15 protein-coding genes are annotated in these 19,892 nt (G+C 45.2%); 7 read left to right on the top strand and 8 right to left on the bottom strand.

Annotation, left to right across the window (positions count from 1 at the left end; genetic code table 11):
- Nucleotides 1-62 precede the first annotated feature (62 nt).
- The 3 genes from KFE96_RS10695 to KFE96_RS10685 are packed head-to-tail and all read right to left on the bottom strand — an operon-like array spanning nt 63 to nt 2,679.
- Nucleotides 63-401, bottom strand: coding sequence for a ferredoxin family 2Fe-2S iron-sulfur cluster binding protein (locus KFE96_RS10695; protein WP_255832591.1), 339 nt, complete (start codon nt 399-401; stop codon nt 63-65).
- Nucleotides 398-1,558: a cysteine desulfurase family protein gene (locus KFE96_RS10690; RefSeq protein ID WP_255832590.1), complete on the bottom strand. Its 1,161-nt coding sequence runs from the start codon at nt 1,556-1,558 to the stop codon at nt 398-400. The genes KFE96_RS10695 and KFE96_RS10690 overlap by 4 nt, the downstream gene beginning before the upstream one ends.
- The gene (locus KFE96_RS10685; protein ID WP_255832589.1) at nt 1,558-2,679 is read right to left on the bottom strand and encodes a cysteine desulfurase family protein; all 1,122 of its coding nucleotides are present in this window, start codon (nt 2,677-2,679) and stop codon (nt 1,558-1,560) included. Before KFE96_RS10685 ends, KFE96_RS10690 begins: the two co-directional genes overlap by 1 nt.
- Nucleotides 2,680-2,839: 160 nt before the next feature.
- On the opposite strand from KFE96_RS10685, the gene KFE96_RS10680 reads away from it, so the two are divergent.
- Nucleotides 2,840-3,484 carry an alpha/beta hydrolase gene (locus KFE96_RS10680; RefSeq protein ID WP_247018912.1) on the top strand — a complete coding sequence of 215 codons (645 nt, stop codon included), beginning with the start codon at nt 2,840-2,842 and terminating at the stop codon, nt 3,482-3,484.
- Nucleotides 3,485-3,505: 21 nt separating this feature from the next.
- Here the strand turns inward: KFE96_RS10680 and KFE96_RS10675 are convergent, their stop codons facing one another.
- On the bottom strand, nt 3,506-4,666 hold the full coding sequence (locus KFE96_RS10675) for an anhydro-N-acetylmuramic acid kinase (RefSeq protein ID WP_255832588.1): 1,161 nt from the start codon (nt 4,664-4,666) through the stop codon (nt 3,506-3,508).
- Between the two features lie 126 nt (nt 4,667-4,792).
- Between KFE96_RS10675 and tyrS the strand changes: the two genes are divergently transcribed.
- Nucleotides 4,793-6,043 carry a tyrosine--tRNA ligase gene (gene tyrS, locus KFE96_RS10670; protein ID WP_255832587.1) on the top strand — a complete coding sequence of 417 codons (1,251 nt, stop codon included), beginning with the start codon at nt 4,793-4,795 and terminating at the stop codon, nt 6,041-6,043.
- Between the two features lie 41 nt (nt 6,044-6,084).
- Here tyrS and KFE96_RS10665 read toward each other — a convergent pair whose 3' ends face one another.
- On the bottom strand, nt 6,085-9,351 hold the full coding sequence (locus KFE96_RS10665) for an AsmA-like C-terminal domain-containing protein (protein WP_255832586.1): 3,267 nt from the start codon (nt 9,349-9,351) through the stop codon (nt 6,085-6,087).
- Between the two features lie 93 nt (nt 9,352-9,444).
- Between KFE96_RS10665 and KFE96_RS10660 the strand changes: the two genes are divergently transcribed.
- From KFE96_RS10660 to KFE96_RS10640, 5 genes are all read left to right on the top strand, one after another.
- On the top strand, nt 9,445-12,357 hold the full coding sequence (locus KFE96_RS10660) for a bifunctional [glutamine synthetase] adenylyltransferase/[glutamine synthetase]-adenylyl-L-tyrosine phosphorylase (protein WP_255832585.1): 2,913 nt from the start codon (nt 9,445-9,447) through the stop codon (nt 12,355-12,357).
- A gap of 15 nt (nt 12,358-12,372) precedes the next feature.
- On the top strand, nt 12,373-12,837 hold the full coding sequence (locus tag KFE96_RS10655) for a peroxiredoxin (RefSeq protein ID WP_255832584.1): 465 nt from the start codon (nt 12,373-12,375) through the stop codon (nt 12,835-12,837).
- A 5-nt stretch (nt 12,838-12,842) separates the two neighbouring features.
- The gene (locus KFE96_RS10650; RefSeq protein WP_255832583.1) at nt 12,843-13,661 is read left to right on the top strand and encodes a ferritin-like domain-containing protein; all 819 of its coding nucleotides are present in this window, start codon (nt 12,843-12,845) and stop codon (nt 13,659-13,661) included.
- Between the two features lie 124 nt (nt 13,662-13,785).
- Complete coding sequence (locus tag KFE96_RS10645; RefSeq protein WP_255832582.1) at nt 13,786-15,042, top strand: peptidoglycan DD-metalloendopeptidase family protein; 1,257 nt, start codon at nt 13,786-13,788, stop codon at nt 15,040-15,042.
- Nucleotides 15,023-15,451 carry a polymer-forming cytoskeletal protein gene (locus KFE96_RS10640; RefSeq protein WP_255832581.1) on the top strand — a complete coding sequence of 143 codons (429 nt, stop codon included), beginning with the start codon at nt 15,023-15,025 and terminating at the stop codon, nt 15,449-15,451. Before KFE96_RS10645 ends, KFE96_RS10640 begins: the two co-directional genes overlap by 20 nt.
- Nucleotides 15,452-15,568: 117 nt before the next feature.
- Here the strand turns inward: KFE96_RS10640 and KFE96_RS10635 are convergent, their stop codons facing one another.
- From KFE96_RS10635 to KFE96_RS10625, 3 genes are all read right to left on the bottom strand, one after another.
- Nucleotides 15,569-16,147, bottom strand: coding sequence for an ATP-dependent Clp protease proteolytic subunit (locus KFE96_RS10635; protein WP_255832580.1), 579 nt, complete (start codon nt 16,145-16,147; stop codon nt 15,569-15,571).
- A gap of 36 nt (nt 16,148-16,183) precedes the next feature.
- Nucleotides 16,184-17,312 (bottom strand): peptide chain release factor 2 gene (prfB, locus tag KFE96_RS10630; protein ID WP_247018891.1). Its coding sequence is split into 2 segments (ribosomal slippage): nt 16,184-17,242 and nt 17,244-17,312, totalling 1,128 coding nucleotides; the frame shifts between segments, so codons are not numbered across the junction.
- Between the two features lie 44 nt (nt 17,313-17,356).
- Nucleotides 17,357-19,867 (bottom strand): penicillin-binding protein 1A, encoded by a 2,511-nt coding sequence (locus KFE96_RS10625; protein ID WP_255832579.1) that lies wholly within the window; start codon nt 19,865-19,867, stop codon nt 17,357-17,359.
- Nucleotides 19,868-19,892: the final 25 nt, after the last annotated feature.

Genomic DNA, 19,892 nt, shown 5'->3' with positions numbered 1-19,892 from the left:
CCAACCCTCATAAGAATATAGGAAAGAATTTCAAAAATTTAAAGGTGTCTGATACTTAATCCCTAAAAACCCAGCATATTTCGCTTTTCAGCTGGTAGATAAAGTGTAAGTCCATCCAGATCAGCAGTTACATCCACCTGGCATCCAAGGCGCGACGTCGCTGTTAGTCCTGACGCTAAATCAAGCATCTCTTCTTCATCTTCGCTCGCTTCAGGCAAGCGATCAAAAAATTCTTCAGCAACAATCATATGGCATGTTGAACAAGCCATATTCCCTTCGCAAGCGCCTTCAATATCCAGCCCTTCTTCCTGAGCTAGTTGAAGAAGCGAAACACCGGGTTCTGTCTGAATGTTAACCTCAGTTCCATCAGGCTTCACAAACGTAACAGTTACTTTATTCACGCCTTCATCCCCCCAAGTTTATGAACCGCTTCAATCAAATAATCAGCAGCATAATCTAGTTCTTCGTCAGTGGAAAATCGGCCCACGCCGATACGGAGTGATGATCCGGCTTCTTCTTTACTAAGTCCTATCGCTTCCAAGACATAGGAATGGCCTTCAATGGCAGAAGCACACGCCGCACCACTGGAAACAGCTAACTCTCGGATACTTGAAATCAAAAGATCACCATCAATTCCAGTGAAAGAAATATTCAAATTCCCTGCCCAACGCTGCTCAGAATCACCGTTCAACCTCAAACCAGGCAAAGCGCCGAACAACTTGGTTTTAAAGCGCAGCATCATCGATGCCAATCGCCCTTCTTCCTGCTGCATATCAGTGGAAGCTAGTTCCGCGGCTTTCCCTAAACCCGCAACAAGCGCCGGCGCCTGAGTACCAGAACGTACGCCGCCTTCCTGACCGCCACCAGACATCTGTGGTGTCAGGTAGGTTTGTCGGATATCTCGTTTATAGAGTGCACCCACTCCCTTTGGACCATATATCTTGTGGCCCGAAATACTCATGAAATCGATATTAAGATCATCAACATCGAGTGCAATCTTACCAAATGCCTGAGCCGCATCCATATGAAACAATGCACCAACAGCCTTAGCCATTTCACCAATTTCTTTAAGCGGCTGGATAACCCCAATCTCGTTATTTACTGCCATAACGGAAATGAGTGCCGTTTTATCATCAAGCGCTTCATTTACACGATTGAGATCTAACAACCCGTTTGGCTGAACTGGTAATACTTCAAGTTCATAACCACGTTGAGCGCAATATAGAGCCGCTTCAAGAACACACTTATGTTCTGTCGCAACAGTTACAAGCTTAGGCCTTTTTTCCCCCCAAACATCCATTACACCTTTAATCGCCAGATTATTGGTTTCCGTTGCACCCGACGTGAAAAAAATTTCTTTATCTTTAGCTCCAACAACAGCCGCCACATTTTCACGCGCGATATCCAGCGCTGCTTCTGCTTCCCAACCATATCTGTGCGTACTTGAATGAGGATTTCCGAACGTTGCACCAAGATATGGCAGCATCGCTTCTTTTACCCGTTCATCAACAGGCGTTGTTGCTTGATAATCCAAGTATATGGGTTTCTTAATGACCATTATTTCCGCCCAAGAGTACGGTCGTGAAGGGATTTCCAAGCCTCGATGAACCTGTCTATATCCCCTTCTGTCGTTCTATAACCTAGCGAAACGCGAATAGAGCTTTCAGCAACGTCATCTTCATATCCCATCGCGGACAGCACATGAGATACTTTTACCTTGCCTGATGAACATGCTGAACCAGAAGACACACAAATAGATGCCAGATCAAAATGCATCACCTGCGTTTCGCCTTTTACGCCGCGCATTGCGATACAGCTGGTATTAGGAAGCCGTTCAGCTTCAGCGCCAATCAAGACTGTTTCGTTAGAATGCTCTCTTATCGCGGCTTCAATTTTATCACGGTATACCGCAAGCTTTTCAATCTCTCCAAGTTCGGCCATCGCTTCGAATGCAGCCACGCCAAACCCAGCGTATCCTGCGACATTTTCAGTACCTGAACGCCTACCCAGTTCCTGGCCACCACCGACGATAAGAGGTTTAAGGGGGGGTGTTGGTGCCAACACGACGGCCCCTACGCCCTGTGGCCCGCCAATTTTGTGGCTGGAAAGCGTGAGATAATCTACACCTAGAGAAGTTCGGTCTAGCATCAATTTTCCTGCGGCTTGCACAGCATCAGTATGCACGAACGCCCCATGTTCCTTAGCGATAACACTCACTTCCGCAACAGGCTGAATGGCTCCCATTTCATTATTCGCAAGCATGACAGAAACAAGAGCAGGCTTTTCAGCTTTTTCTAAAAGTTCGCCAAGAGCATCCAACTCCACAACGCCAGCCTCTGTAACTGGGATTCGGTAAACTGGTATTCCAGCTGTTTTAGCTGCAGCAAGAACACAGTCATGCTCAATTTCAGAGATAATCAGACTCTTAGCTCCTGATCCATGAAGAACAGTATTGTTAGCCTCTGTTCCGCCGCCACAGAACATCACATCCCTTGGGCGGCACCCCGCGAGCGCTGCTACTTGAACTCTGGCTTCCTCAACAATTGCACGTGCCTTGCGGCCAGCAGCATGCACAGATGACGGATTTCCAACTTCAGCCATAACCTCTGTTACTTTTTCAATCACAGAAGGCCGAATCGGACAGGTTGCGTTATAATCTAAATAGCTAATTGTTTTCATAGAAGCTCACATAAGTGGAAAATTCGGCCTATTCAATTCTATTTTTAACATAAACGTCGAGTTTACTTGCGATTCATATGTAAAATTCGATATATCGTGTTCAAATAGTACCGCTAGGTCAAAAACATATATCAACGAAAAGCGCAAAAAGAATTTCATTATGTCAGAAATTATCTTTAACGGTCCTGCGGGCCGACTTCAGGGACGTTACCAACCGGGTAAAACAGATACTGCGCCAGTGGCTCTTATTCTCCACCCTCACCCGCAATATGGCGGCACAATGGACAATAAGGTTGCCTACTATCTTTTCCACGCGTTTGCGCACCGTGGTTTTGCAACACTGAGAATTAACTTCCGCGGGGTTGGCCGCAGTGAAGGCGAATTCGATAATGGCATTGGCGAGCTATCTGACGCCGCATCAGCGCTTGATTGGCTACAGTCTATGAATCCGAATTCAACAGGTTCATGGGTTGCAGGGTTCTCATTCGGTGCGTGGATTGGAATGCAGCTTCTTATGCGTCGCCCAGAAATTCGCGGCTTTATTTCAGTTGCCCCACCTGCAAACCAGTATGATTTCTCATTCCTGGCACCTTGTCCGTCATCAGGCCTTATTATTCAGGCGGATAATGATGATCTGGTTACACCAATTTCTATTCAAAAATTGGTTGAAAAGCTGAAAACACAGAAGGCAATCACAATCCACCATGATGTGATCAAGGGGGCAAACCACTTCTTTGAAACTGAGCTAAACGCTTTAATGGCTTCAGTAAACGGCTACCTAAATATGCGTTTGGCAGCCGAGTAATTGATATAGTTTCCGCAGATATTATCTGCGGAAACGCTTTTTCTGAGGGGAATGAATTTCCCCACCCTTTGTTGGTGCAGCACACCCTGTTGTGCTCGGAATACTAAGCGGTAACCCTCTTTCACTTCGCGCGGCAAGAAAGGCAAATGCCTCTGCTTCCAAGGCATCACCCCGCCATCCAAGAACTTCAACCGGATCAACAAGAACTGGTATCCGTTTACGCAAACGTCTCATAATTGTTGGATTATGGCGCCCACCACCACAAACAAACCAAGCCTCAGGCGGCTTTGGGAAATGACTTTGGGCTGCAACAACTGATTCCACCATAAAATCTGTAAGTGATGCTGCACCATCTTCCGGCGAAAGACCTCGAACCGTCTGGATATTGAAATCGTCCCTATCCAGAGTTTTCGGAGGCTCTTCATCAAAATATGGAGAAGCGAGAAGTCCCATTACCACTTCATCATGAGAGCGACCACGTGCAGCAAGTGCTCCATCCATGTCGCATGGTTCACCTGTATGGATTTTCGCCCAATCATCAAGCATTGCATTCCCCGGCCCCGTATCAAACGCAATAATCTCAGGATCATCTGTGCTATTTTCGAAGGAGACCCATGTCACATTGGCAACACCGCCAATATTGAGCACTGCCACAGTTTGATGTTTTCTTGCTCGTGCAAGAAGAGCAGCATGATACAGCGGCACTAAAGGCGCACCCTCACCACCGTTTTTAACATCAGCCGTTCGGAAATCATTCACGACAGTAATGCCTGTCTTTCCAGCCAGGCGGCCACCATCACCGATTTGCCATGTCCACCCTCTATCAGGGCGGTGCGTAAGTGTTTGGCCGTGAAAACCAATCAGATCAATCTCATCAGGCTTCTGCCCAGTTACTGAAAGAAGTTCTTCTACCGCATGCGCATGCCAATCAGTGATTTCTGTTTCAAGTTCTCTGATGTGCGGATGCACGTCGTCATCTGGGCCCGCACTATATGCTAAATCGAGACCTTTACGAATGCGATCACGAAGATCCTGCGGATATTCAATAGTAAGAGAAGGCCCCATACGCTCGATTCTCACACCGTCTGTGTAAAGCATCGCAGCATCTACTCCATCCATTGATGTGCCGCTCATAAGGCCAATAGCGCACTTAACTTCCCCAGTTTCCCCTAAAACAGTCATAAAACCCCTTCATTTCACCAAAACCACCCTCTTGGGCTTTGCCTTTTCCGTACCCTATGGTACATCAGCCTGCTCTGAAACAATTTATTAATCCAACCAGTAAAATAAGGCCAGATAGGCAAACCTATGACACAGTTAAAATCGGAATTTCTAAATATCCTTCAGGAACGTGGTTACATTCATCAAGTAACTGATCTTGAAGCCCTTGATAAAAAAATGTCTGAGGGTCCGATTTCTGCTTATATCGGCTTTGACTGTACAGCCCCGTCTCTTCATGTGGGTAGCCTTGTACAGATCATGATGCTGCGTTGGCTACAAAAGACTGGTAACAAACCAATCGTCCTTATGGGCGGCGGTACCAGTAAAATTGGTGATCCTTCAGGCCGCGACGAAAGCCGTCAGTTAATGACAGACGAAATCATCCAGAATAACCTGGATGGTATTTTCACTGTTTTTAACCAGCTTCTTGAATTTGGTGACGGTAAAACAGACGCTAAAATGGTCAATAATGATGATTGGCTTTCCAGCTTGAGCTACATCCCATTTTTGCGTGAGATTGGCCCACACTTCACCATTAACCGTATGATGACATTTGACAGCGTAAAGCTGCGCCTTGACCGCGAACAGCCGCTGACTTTCCTTGAATTCAACTACATGATTCTTCAGGCGTATGATTTCATGGAACTGGCAAAACGTGAGAGCGTTTCCCTTCAAATGGGCGGCTCTGACCAGTGGGGTAATATTGTAAACGGAATGGAACTCGCACGCCGTATGGGCGGAGGCCAGCTTTTCGGCCTTACTACTCCTTTGATGACAACATCAGACGGTAAAAAGATGGGTAAAACCGCGAATGGCGCTGTTTGGCTGAATGAAGCTCAACTCCCAGCTTATGATTACTGGCAATTCTGGCGTAACACAACTGATGCGGATGTTGGTCGTTTCCTACGTCTGTTTACAGAGCTTCCAATGGATGAAATTGCCCGCCTCGAAGCTCTTGAAGGCCGCGAGATCAACGATGCAAAGATTATTCTAGCGAATGAAGCTACAAAACTTTGTCGCGGATTGGATGCTGCGAAAACAGCTGAAGCAACAGCAAAGGAAACATTTGAAAAAGGCGGTGCGGGTGCAGATCTGCCAACCATCAACGTTTCGTCTGACACTCTAAACGCAGGCATCAATATTATTGACCTGTTTGTTCAAGCTGGGCTTGGTTCCTCCAAAGGTGAAGTGCGCCGATTGATCAAGCAAGGTGGTGCAAAACTTAATGATGTGAAAGTCGATTCTGAAGAAGTAACTGTCGCGGCGGCAGATATTGCAGATGGACAGATCAAGTTATCTGCTGGCAAAAAACGTCACGCTCTGGTGAAACCAGAATAGATACCAGATTGTTAGTACCTGACATTAAAGGCTTTGCATATTTATGCAGGGCCTTTTTCTTTTGGAACGTTTTCAGAAATTGCTTCTGGATTATCAGCAGCAGTTGGTTCTGGTTTTGGGGCTTCTTCTTCAACATCAGCAACCTTACCTTTTTTGCCTTCAAATAAAAGACGTAAGAAGCCGGGAGCTATGCCGGATAGACGACTGATATTAACTTCAGGGTCATCCGTCAGCCCTTTAACACGGTAAGTGACACCAAAGAGACCTTTACCTTCCCCTCCCGAGAATAAGCCACCTAAAAGCGGGATTTTACCAAGTAAGCTATTGATGCCATATGCCGGCACGATAACACCATTGATGTTAATCTTACCTGAATTTGCATCAATCTGGCCTTCCATTGTCATCCCAAATGTAGGGCCATTGGCCTTCATATTGGAGATATCCAGAAGGTTATTTTCGAGTTCAAACGGTAGATCGATAACATCTAAATCTATTGCGCCGGATTCCAGATATTCATCCAGCCCTGAAATCGTGCCAGTTTTTACTTCATCGTTTAATTGGCTAGTGGCTACCAACTTGGTAGCCGAAGCTTTCATTAATGCGTCCTGAAGATGTAGCCTACTGCCCCAACCACTCATTTTCGCCGTTAATGTCATGTCACCACGATGTAATTGTGAAAGAACACCTATACCTCTTAGGAATTCACCGGCATTATTCGTCTCAATATTGAGGTCACGCCCGTTAACTTCATCAGGTGCAACAGTAATTTCAATACCCTCACCTTTTATGTCCATAGCCTCAGGCTCGTCGTTCTTGAAACTAATACCTGCTTCAATGTTCTTATATTTCGCACCGTTTAAAAGTAATAAATCTGCCGCCGTGACATCTAGATTGTAATTTAAGCCACTACCTTGGCTAACTACTTGCGCAGTACTCTGTTTAGGCGTCACTTCCGCTGGTTTTTCCTGTTCGCTTATGAGAGGCGCTATATCAAGTGTATCAGCTGTGAGCGTGGCGGAAATGTCATTAGAGGCATCTTTGAAAACTTCCGCAACAAGCCCTTTATTCCGACCTAGCTGTTCAGCTTTCGCTTTAACGGTAAATTGGTCTGCGCGCCCAAGAATATCAATCTCAGCAGTCAGATCAATATCCTCACCTTTTACAGAAAGAGGCGAGATCTTCACCTCTTCACCATTAAAAAATATTAACCCATTCAAATTGGCCGCATAATTTGGTTCTTTTCGGTACCCTAACACATCAAGTTTTAATGCTGCTTGAGCAGCATCAGCGGAAAAATACCCCATACGGAAATTAAAATTTCGCCCTAAGAATGTGGCTTCCGCCACAGTTTTTCCCTCTAAATATTCGGATACATCTACACCTAACTGTGCTAATTCCTGCTCACCAACCATACCGGTGAGAACAATATTCGTTGTATCCGCAACAGGATCAAGCCGACCAGCAGCAAAGTTCTCAGTCCAATGAAAATCAACAGCAACATCATTAAGCAAGCCTGAGCCATCCGCCTGCAGCTCATCGGGTGTTAAACGCAAGGCCATTGTAGCCTCTTTCACACCTTCGCCGTTCAGAATATCCTTAACAACAGCGCCTGTTATATCTGCATTAATATCGTACTCAACATCTAAGCCCCCACCAACTTTTTTATAAAGAGGCAGACTAAGGAGAGCTTGCACATTCGCATCGCCAGCTAGACGGTCCAATCCAATCCCCATTTTTTTCGAAATACTAACTGGATGATCATCAAGTACCGTTAATATTTCGCCGACAGGGCCCCGCATATTAATATTGAAATTCCCATGCGAACCATTTTTAACGTTGATATTGGATAGAACAGCACGAGAGCCGTCAACCGCAAGGCCTTCGACATTCGCTTCAGAAACAAAAACCTCAAACTTGTTCTCAGATAAAACGCTTCTTCCCCTAGCGTCTCGCAGAGGTTTCATTGTTTTTACAAAATGCGTGTCCAAATCTTCGAAATCAAAAGTTAATAGTAACGAACTATCATCTTCAAAAGGCGAGGAACCATCTGTTTCAACGATATATTGAAACTTGGTGTTTCTAACCGTTCCCTTAAGCATATGCTGGGAAACCCAAGCCCTTGCTCCTCGGTGCCTACCGTCTGGGAAAGTTTTAATTGGCCAGTATTTAAGAACTTCGGCTACGTCTGTTTCATCAATCTCCAGATTAACTCGCATACCCGGCGTTTCAACACCGTCTTCCCAAAATAGAAGGCCATCGCCGCGAACGACCGAATTTTCTATTCCTATTTCCACCTGATCTAGTGAGAATGTATCTTCAGCTACACTATAGCTACCCGTAATCACGCCATACCGAATAGGTGCTGGCACCGGATAACTTATTTCATTTGTTAAATACCCATCGCTTAGTACGATTTCATAACCTGCCGAACGGAGCCCAACATCAGCGCCCATTTCAAGCGTTAACTCAAGGCCAAACGGCACTTCGATGTAACTCAGAAAACCAGGTGCCCCTGGGATACTTAGAAGATCAGCTGGCGTAAGTTCACTAAAAGCGACAGAAACAGACACCTCGCCAAAATCAGGTTCTGTACTCCCAATCAATCGCAGTCTGGTAGGCGTTTGCGCAAACGTAACATCCAGCTGGGACGTAAGCCCAAGAGTTCTGTCATTACGGTCCAGCGCCAGATTTTTAATCGATATAGGTAGAGCTCCGTATGTAGCTCCTCTGTTAATTTCAACAACCGAGTCATTCAGAATAATACTGTCAAGCGCTGGCGCTCTTTGCATCAATCTTCGCCCAAAACGACTGAAAGCTTCTGTCACTGGTTTTAAAACTTCTGGTTTCGGAATAGAGCCATTTACAAACAGATCATCAAATACACTTCCATCGGTATCATCACTAAAACCACCAATATCAAGAAGCTTAATATTTGCTCTGTCTATCTCTACTGTTGAAACACGTACACCAGTGAGAATTTGACTAAAGCTTGTACCAATACGTATTTCGGGAACATCTGCTGTTAACCGCTGCCGCCTATCAACTAGGCGAATATCCTTTATCGCTAGCCAGGGCCTAACAGACCGCCAATCCCAACCAATATCAGCAGATGCATAAGAAACATGCCAACCAGGCAAAATGGTTTCCGCCTGATCGAGGATGTTTTCTCTCGCAAAATCCAAATTTATAGGAGCAAAGAAAAGACGTGCGAATAATAGGCACATCAATAACACGATAGTAGTTAGTCCCCAGATGCCAGTACGAACAATAATAGCTGAAAAGCGTGTTAAAGGCTGAACAGTTTTCACACACTTTCCCTCAATATCAATTGCGCACTTGATTTCATCTGGTTCAAATTTAACACTATCTTCAAATCCAATCCATGTATCAGGATGTAGAGCATGTCCGCACCCATCAGTCCATACCCTTCCGCTTATGATACGGCAAAAGCCGACGAAATTTGGGCACTTCTTTGTATTTCAAGCGATGACGAAGATAAAATAGCCGACTTAAAGGCAAAATCAGCGGCCATTTTTGGTAACAGCCCTTATCTGGCATCGCTTGCTATACGATTTACGGATGAAATTACCACATACCTCTGCTCAGATTTAGAATCAGAGTTAGAAAAGCTATTCACCGAAATGGCTAAAGCACGGCCCGGTGGTGAAACAACCAACGACTTAATGGCATACTTGAGGAACTGTAAAAGCAAGCTTGCTCTCCTTACAGCAGTCGCAGATGTATCCAATATTTGGCCACTTATGCAGATTACTAAAGCATTAAGTGATTTTGCCAGCCTGGCGCTTGATATTGGCCTTTCGCATCTTTTGCATCAACGTATGAAAAAAGGTGAGCTAAATTGGCCAGATGGCGAAGTAGAACCTGTTACACCATCCTTAGGCCGAAATAGCGGCTATTTCCTTCTTGGAATGGGAAAGTTAGGCGCAGGCGAACTGAATTATTCATCGGACATTGATCTTATTGCCCTATTCGATCCTGAACTAGTTCATTATTCTGGAAATAAAACACCAGCGCAGTGCTATATTAAAATCACACAGGAACTGATGCAAATTATCGAAAAACGCACCATGCATGGGTATGTTTTTCGTACTGATTTGAGGCTCAGACCTGATCCAGGCTCCACACCTGTTGCTATCAGCGTTTATGCCGCTGAAAGCTATTATCATTCTATGGCAGCTAACTGGGAACGTTCTGCAATGATCAAAGCCAGTGTAGTCGCTGGGGACAGACAGGCTGGAGAACAATATCTTCAATCTCTATCTAGCTGGGTGTGGCGTAGACATATGGATTTCGCTGCTCTCAAGGATATTGCCAGTATCAAAAACCAAATTGACCGCCACTATCAACATACCGATTTAGCTGTGGGCCCTGATTACAATGTAAAACTGGGCAAAGGAGGTATCCGCGAGATTGAGTTTTATGCGCAAATAAATCAGTTGTTGCATGCAGGCAGACATCCAAACCTGAGAATTAAAGGAACAATGGAGGCCTTGAGACTTCTACTTAAGCAGGAATTGGTCTCAGAAGAAAACACAGCTGCTTTAATCGAGGCCTATATCTTCCTTCGGACAATAGAACACCGTATTCAAATGGTGAATGATGAACAGTGCCATAGCATCCCCAGCGAACAAGAGCAGATTAAGAGATTAGCCCTATTTTCTGGTTTCTCATCTGAAGCTGAGTTATTTGATGCTATATCAATGCACAGCGCTAAAGTTAGTAAGATTTATGCAGAACTGCTGCCAAATGACCAAGCGCCAGGCGATACACTTTGCTCTGAAATGTCGATCCAGCAACAGCTTGAAGAAAACAGTTTCCCGAATATTGAGGGCTGCTTATCTGCGATTAAGGACTGGAGGAGCGGTAAATATCGGGCCCTATATACAGACCGTGCAAAGCGGCTATTAGATCAATGCTTACCTTCTCTCATCATAGCATTCTCAAAAACTGACAATCCTGCTGCGGCGTTAATGCGGTTCGATAAATTTCTGAAACAGCTGCCCGCCGGCGTTCAACTATTTTCATTATTGCAAAGCAACCCGTCCCTTTTCATGCTTTTGGCACGTGTCATGGGCCTTGCACCAGCCCTTGCCGAAACACTTGCAAAAAAACCAACCCTTTGGGATATGGTTTTAGAACCTCATTTTTTTGAACCCATTGAAGATCACCAGTTCATAAAACAGGATCTCGAAATCAGGTTATCCGCTGCTAGGGATTTTCAGGATGTTCTGGATTTTGTAAGAATCTTTGTAGCGGAACAAAAGTTCCGCGCAGGAATTCATCTTCTAGAATCCATTGCTAGCGTTGAAGAAGTTGGCTCTGCCCTCACCCGTGTTGCAGACGTTACTCTTGAATTGCTTGTCCCAGCAGTTGAAAGAGAATTTTCCCGCCGTCACGGCACTTTTCCAGGCGGCGGTATTGCTATACTCGCCATGGGCAAATATGGCGGTAAAGAACTTACGCATACCTCAGATCTTGATATTGTGTTTTTGTATCATATCGAAGGGGAATGCATAGCTTCTGATGGAGAGAAACCCTTAAGTCCAAGCCAATATTATTCTCGCCTTGGCCAGAATATTATTACCGCAATAACAGCGCTTACTTCTGAAGGCAGATTATTTGAAGTAGACACACGTCTTCGACCATCAGGATCTCAAGGGCCACTCGTAGTTACACTCAAAACTTTTGAGGATTACTATGAAAACAGTGCCTGGACATGGGAGCATATGGCCTTAACCAGAGCACGTCTTATTCTCGCCCCTAAGGCCATGCACGCTCCCTTGGAAAGAGCAATAGAAACTGTTCTAACAAAGGTGAGAGAGGAAAAATCACTAGTTCAAGCAGTTCATGACATGCGCACTAAATTATTCTCAGAGTTTGGCTCTGCCAATAAATGGGCTGTTAAACATTGCCAAGGGGGCCTGGTTGATATGGAATTCATTTGCCAGTATCTGATGCTCCTGCATGGTAATCGGCATCCCAATATTTTCACCCCCACCTTATCCAAAGCGATTAACAAACTGAATGGCATTGGCGCTCTATCAGATGCTGAACAAACTGGTATGCATGCAGCTCATGAATATATGCAGCAAATTCAATCGCTTCTACGGCTTTCTGTCGGTAGTGCACCTGCTTCTGGTGAAGATATTCCTGAAGGCCTGAAATTGATAATGCTCCAAACAACACAAAAAAAGAATTTTGCAGAGTTAGAGAACCAATTAGCGAAGCATCAAGATTTTATATACAAACTTTATCAAAGCCTGATAGAAACGGCAGCAAATCAAATTGCTTAATACAAGGGATATGAAATGACACTTGAAATTGGAGCTGTAGCACCAGATTTTAAACTACCTGTAGATGGCGGTGAAACACTTCAATTAAGTGATCTTCGCGGCAAGAACGTTGTGCTTTATTTCTATCCCAAAGATGATACCTCAGGCTGCACGACAGAAGCTAAAGACTTTACGGCACAGGCAGCTGCTTTTTCAGATGCGAATACCATAGTGTTAGGTATGTCTAAAGACACCGTTGCGAAACATGAAAAATTCATCGCAAAACATGATCTAACTGTTCAGCTAGTATCCGACGAAGAAGGTAGCGCGATTGAAGCATATGGGGTTTGGGTAGAGAAAAATATGTATGGCCGTAAATATATGGGCATTGAGCGAGCAACATACCTAATTGATGCTGAAGGTATCATCCAAAAAATATGGCGCAAGGTACGTGTAAAAGGCCATGTTGACGCCGTACTGGAAGCTACTCAAGCACTGTAACGACAATGAGCATTGCTTTCGAAAATATTGGCGAAGCTGCCATTGCTGTTCTGAAAACAGAAAAAGCGCGAGAAAAAGCCGAACGAGCAAGAATGGTTGCGGCGGCCTGGAAAACAGGCCGCATGCCTTTTGAATTCCCCAATATGCCGCCAGATCGCCCTGCCCGACCAAAACGACCGGAACTACTTGATCCTGCTAAGATGCCAAAACGAAGAAAAGGTGGTACCGATGGCAACCGCCGTGCACTTTTACATGCGGTTGCACATATTGAGTTAAACGCCATTGATCTAGCTTTTGATATCGTAGCACGCTTTGGTGCCATGATGCCTCGCAGTTTTACCGATGATTGGATTAAAATCGGAGATGATGAAGCACGGCACTTCACTATGCTATCCAGCCGCCTTAGGTCTCTTGATTGCTTGTACGGTGATTTACCGGCCCATGACGGCCTTTGGCAATCGGCTATAGATACTAAAGAAAGTTTACCCGCAAGGCTTGCCATTGTTCCCATGGTTCTTGAAGCCAGAGGCCTAGACGTAACACCAAACATGATTGAGCAGTTCAGGAAGAATGGCGATGAGGCATCTGCGGATGTCCTTAAAACCATATATGAGGAAGAAATCAGCCATGTGGCCGCAGGTTCACGTTGGTTTAAGTTTCTTGCTCAAAAAGGCGAAATTGACCCAGAAGAATGGTTTCAGGATTTAGTGCAGGCATACTTCAAAGGACAACTTAAACGACCTTTCAATGTACCCGCCCGCAACAAGGCAGGTATGCCTGTAAGCTTCTATGAACCTTTAGCTGATATGCTCGAAAGCTCATAAATGGCTTGACCTTTTGGTCCAAAATGGTTGGAATGCAGCCCAATAAGCTTTTGTGTAAAGCAAATATAGATAAGTAGTGCGAAAGTTGAACGATTGGCGAGGGGCGCTTTAGCGCGAGGAAACTTTGACTAACGAATTGTCTTTTAAAGAGAAATTTCACAGTTGGCGTGGAAAATATTTTCCTGAACGTCAGCTGTTTTTGCGTAGTGAGGGCCGAGTAAGATTTCTTACTATTGGTAGCTATACGCAAATTGGTATGTCGACGGCACTTTCAGGCTTTCTCATATGGGGTAGTATTACAACTTATGCGTACCTGACGCGTGATTTAAAGCTTGAAGAAAAAAATAAAACTATCTCAACAATGTCTAACCAGTATCAATCGCTATCCAGCGATTTTTCTGCACTAGAAGTTGAGGTAGAACGACGCACAAAACAGCTGGAAGAACGCCAAAAATTCTTAGAAGAAATGGCTAAGAAAACAGGTGTGGTAGTTGACGAAAGCACGTCGCTTGAAGTTTCAGACCAGGAACCGCAAACGATAATACCGAGAAGCGATGAAGAAAAAACATCGTCACTCTTTCAAGAGTTATTAGGTTCTAAGCCTGCCGCTGCAACGGAAGTAGCAACGAACATTGATCGTAGGAAATCGCTCCTCACTCGTTTAGAGAATGCAGAAGCACAGCAGCGCAACTTTGCAAATGCAATGCTTGCGAAATTACAGGCTGACAGCAGTTTTATTCAAGAAACATTAAAGCCAACAAAGCTGACAACAGACGATATCCTAACGCACATGGACGGCAATGCTGATACATACGGCATGGGTGGGCCTTATGTGCCAGAAACCGGCTTCTCTGCTGTTTTTGAAGCAACAGATCATAAAACATTTGATGATTTAAATAATGAATGGCTTCGCCTTGAGATGGTCACAAATGCGCTAGATAGTTTTCCTGTAGGCAAACCTGCAGAAAAATACTACGTCTCCAGCAAATTTGGTCGCAGGCGTGATCCGCTCAAGAAAACTTGGGCGAACCACCCTGGACTTGATTTAGCTGGTTGGCCTGGCACCGCGATTTATGCAACGGCCCCAGGTAAAGTAGTTCATGCAGGTTGGTTTGGCCCATATGGCCGAATGGTAGAAATTGAACACGGAAATGGCTTTAAAACCCGCTATGGGCATATGCGCAAGTTACGTGTTAAAAAAGGTGAAGAAGTAACCGTAGGGACACGGGTTGGAGATATGGGTAAAACAGGCCGTGTAACAGGCACCCACCTCCACTACGAAATCTGGTTTAATGGCAAAGTCAGAGACCCAGCCCCCTTCTTAAAGGCAGCAAATAATGTTCTCAAAATCCAGGGAAGAGATGAAGAAACCAGCGAATAATTCAGGTATGACTGCTCGCGCATCAGCGACAGCAACGCCATCCATCATTGGCTCAGATGTTCAAATTGAAGGTAACATCCGCACAATCGGTGAACTACAGCTAGACGGCAACATTATAGGCGATCTAGCATGTGGCGGCCTAGTAATGGGCGAAACAGGCTCTGTTAAAGGTACGATTACAGCAGACAACGTAACTATCCGCGGCAAAGTTAACGGCGAAGTACGTGCACGTTCTGTAAGGCTTGAAAAAAGCTCTGTGGTTGAAGGTGATATTTATCATGAGAGTTTGTCAGTTGAAGCTGGTGCTAAGCTAACAGGTCATTTTGCTCATACGAACAGCCCTACAGAGGCAAAATCAGATAAAACAGAAACACCTTCTTTTGTCGCAAAAAAAGAAGCTGCTGAATAATATCTGACAGATATATTATTTTATAAGGCGCCTGTTAGGCGCCTTTTTTATTGGCATAAAAAAAGGTGCTGACATAACAGCCAGCACCTTCGATACATCATAAACTAAAATCAGTAATTACTTAATTTCATCCTGATTTTCTATAATCTTATGAACAAGGCCATATTCCTTGGCTTCAGTTGCTGTTAGCCAAAAATCACGATCTACATCTGCATCAATTTTTTCAAAGGTTTGGCCTGTTGCTTCAGCAAAGATACGGTTCAAGCGCTCACGCATCACCACAATCTGGTTAGCCTGAATTTCAATGTTAGAAGCATCACCACCAACGCCGCCGCTCGGTTGGTGAAGCAAGAAACGGGTATTAGGCGTTGTAAAACGGTTCTCTTTATCTGCAGCCACATAAATAAGCGCGCCGGCACTCGCGACATAACCTGTACCAACAACCTTTACAGCAGGCTTAATGAACTTGATGGTATCATGGATCATATCACCAGCTTCAACATGTCCGCCTGGCGAACAAATAATCATGGTGATCGGATCATCAGAAACATGCGACATAGCATGCAGACGCGCACAAATTTCCGTAGCCATTTCCATATTAATCGGGCCTGTTACAAAAACCTTACGTGCTTCAAATAGAATTTTACTCAGATGTTCGCTTTGTTTGCTTTCATCTTTTTTGTCTTGTTCAGTCACAATAAATTCCTTTTAGTTTGGCCCTAGCCTAACTGATTAATCAATATCTGCAACATCTGCATTTTCGCCGTGCACCCGCGCCGCCAGCGCCGCTGCCATAAACTTATCGAGGTCGCCATCCAGTACCTTTTGTGGTTGGCCAGATTCCTCGCCCGTACGTAGGTCTTTCACCATCTGATACGGCTGCATAACATAAGATCTGATCTGATGCCCCCAACCAATATCAGTTTTTTGTGAATTTACGGCATTGGCTTCTTCTTCACGGCGGCGAAGTTCAGCCTCGTACATTCTTGCTTTCAGCATATTCATAGCGGCCGCTCTGTTTTTATGCTGAGAACGTTCCGCCTGACACTGCACCACAATACCGGAAGGTTGGTGTGTAATCCTTACTGCACTATCAGTGGTGTTTACATGCTGACCACCCGCACCAGATGCACGGTAAGTATCAATTTTCAGATCACCTTCATTGATTTCAATATCAATTGAATCGTCAATCACTGGGTAAACCCACACGGAGGCAAAACTAGTATGGCGCTTTGCATTCGAATCGAACGGAGATATTCTTACGAGTCGATGAACACCTGATTCGGTTTTTAACCAACCATAAGCATCCTCACCTTTCACCTGAATAGTCGCTGACTTGATTCCCGCTTCCTCACCATCCAGGTACTGTACGGTTTCATACTTAAAGCCACGGCTTTCTGCCCAACGAATATACATGCGAAATAGCATGCTTGCCCAATCTTGAGCTTCCGTCCCACCAGCACCTGCGTGAATTTCAACAAATGTATCGTTGCTATCAGCTTCACCGGAAAGAAGGGCCTGCAATTCAGCTTTTTTCGCTGTTTCAACGAGTGCATTTAAAGAAGTTACTGCTTCTTCTTCCATATCTGCATCGCCATCCATTTCAGCAAGTTCAATAATTTCAGATGTATCGGCAAGATCTGTCTCGATCTCACGCACAGCTTTGATAGCGTCATCAAGCTTAGTACGCTCGCGCATCAATTTCTGTGCATTTGTTGGATCGTTCCAGAGGTCGGGATCTTCTGAAAGAGCATTAAGCTCCTCAAGCCTTAATAAAGCACGATCCCAGTCAAAGATGCCTCCTCAGCAGCGCCATTGACTGCTGAAGTTGGTCTACGGCTGCCTGAGCTTCCGCACGCATAAACAAATTCCTTTTTAAGTTCGAATAAAGATATAGGAAGGCGGCTAGTAAATACCACCCGTACCTTTACGAATTGTGCTCTTGCTTTTACCAACTGGGAGCGAGCCGTCAAGTACTGCGAACTGACCAGTGCGAGGTTCGGTGCCCGGTTTAAAGGCTTCCAAGATAATATTCTTATCGCCATACTTGGCTGGTTCGCCCGTTTTTGAGTTCACGCGCACTAACCGAATACCCGACGGCATACGGAACGGAATACCAGGTTCTCCCTTCAGAGCATCTTTCATAAAATCACGGAACACAGGAACAGCGACACTGGAACCTTCTTCAAAACGACCAAGTGAACGTGGCTGATCGAAACCCGTATAAACCCCAACAACCATGTCTGCTGAAAAGCCCATAAACCAAGCATCGAAGCTATCATTGGTTGTGCCAGTTTTACCAGCAAGCGGTTTATCCAACACGCGGATTTTCCGGCCTGTGCCAGACTGCACGACCCCTTCCATCATAGAAACCATTTGATAGGCAGTAAGTGGATCAAGCACCTGATCGCGGTTATCAGGGACTTCAGGCTCTTCACCAGATGCAAGCGTAGTTACACGGCAGGAAACGCAATCCCGGCTATCATGCCGATATATTGTTTTGCCACGGCGATCCTGAATACGGTCAATAAGAGATGGTTCAATTTCTTTACCACCGTTTACAATCATACCGTAAGCAGCCGAAAGCTGAAGAAGGGTAACTTCCCCTGCCCCAAGTGATGCCGCCAACGAAGGCTCCATATTTTCATCAAGGCCAAAACGGCGAGCATAATCCATCACCGCCCCCATACCCAGATGCTGCGCTAAACGCACCGTCATCAGGTTACGAGACTTTTCAATGCCCAATCGAAGTGTGCTTGGGCCATAGAACTTGTCGGAACTGTTCTTTGGTTTCCATTTACCGAGACCATCACCTTGATCAATCACAAAAGGAGCATCCAGGACGAGACTAGAAGGCGTAAATCCCTTATCAAGGCCAGCTGCATATACAAATGGCTTAAAGGCAGAACCCGGTTGCCGCTTTGCCTGCGTTGCACGGTTATATTGGCTTAGTTTGAAATCAAAGCCTCCTGCCATTGCATAAACCCGGCCTGTATGAGCATCCATCGCCACAAGTGCGCCATTAATTTCAGGGATTTGCTGCAGGCTATAGCGCTGCACGTAACCAACTTCTTCACCTGAGGCATCCCAAAAGTCACTTAAAGCATAAGCTTCAGAATTACGGAGCGCCTTAACGGGTACCACATCACCAATACGGAGTACCTCCGCTGTATCTTTAACCTTTGCCCCTAAACGCTGGCCTGATCGCCATTTGCGGGCCCATTGAACTTCTTCAAAAGGAATAAAACCATAAGAGCCATCTTTCAGCCCGACAACCGCACCATCAGCTCTAACTTCATGAACAACAGCATGTTTCCATGAAGATACTCCCAGTGGCTTCTTCACATTATTCAGGCGGTTATTCCAAACATCATCAACTTCAATACGAGTAATAGGGCCGCGCCATCCATGCCTCCGGTCGTAAGCCACAAGCCCGTCCTGAAGTGTACGTTCCGCTATAGCCTGCAAACGTGGCTCGAGTGACGTACGTACTGACAGACCACCCTCATACAGAGCTTTGGTACCAAATTCTCGATCAATGTTGCGGCGTACTTCTTCGGCAAAATAATCAGCGCGAAATTCAGCATGACCGGAACGAGGACGCATAACTAAATCTTCCGCAATTGCGGCATCATACGTTTGCTGATCGATATGTCCGAGTATGAGCATTCTGCCCAAAATCCAGTTTCGGCGACCCACAGCGCGCTCTTTATGGCGTCGTGGATGATAATTATGTGGCGCTTTCGGCAGAGCCGCTAAGAACGCCATCTCTGCAATGGTAAGCTCATTTAGCGCTTTGTTAAAGTAATTAAGCGAGGCAGCCGCAACACCATAGGAGCGATTACCAAAGTTAATTTCATTTAAGTAAAGCTCAAGAATATGATCTTTTGAAAAAGCTCGCTCAATCCTAAGTGTCAGGATCATCTCTTTAATTTTACGATCAAGCTTTTGGTCAAGTGTTAGAAGGAATGTGCGCGCCACCTGCTGGGTGATGGTTGACCCACCTTGCAGTGGTCTGCCTTGAATAAGATTAGCAACATTCCGAATATTACCGCGGATCATGCCCATATAATCGAGGCCGTTATGATTGTAGAAGTTCTTATCTTCCGCGGATAGAAAAGCATTAATAAGCTGATCTGGCACCGCATTAATTGGTACAAACAATCGTGGTTTGCGCGAAAATTCTCTAAGCAGTGAACCATCACCCGCATGAATACGAGTTACCACCTCAGGCTCATACTTCGCCAATTGCCTGTAATCCGGTAGGTCACGGCCATAATAAACGATTGCCCAAACAACCACGCCTACAGCAGAAACAAAGCCAACTACACCGAGAATAAGGCTATATTTAAACAGCCTACGCCAAAGTGATTTCTTGACCTTTTTGGTTTCAGTTTTTTGTTCTGTATCAGTCATTAAACGCCGAATTCGCTATACTATT

Origin of the sequence: Kordiimonas sp. SCSIO 12603, from assembly GCF_024398035.1 — a bacterium.
In the GTDB taxonomy this organism is placed as follows: Bacteria; Pseudomonadota; Alphaproteobacteria; order Sphingomonadales; family Kordiimonadaceae; genus Kordiimonas.
This window is presented reverse-complemented; position numbering and strand designations above follow the sequence as displayed.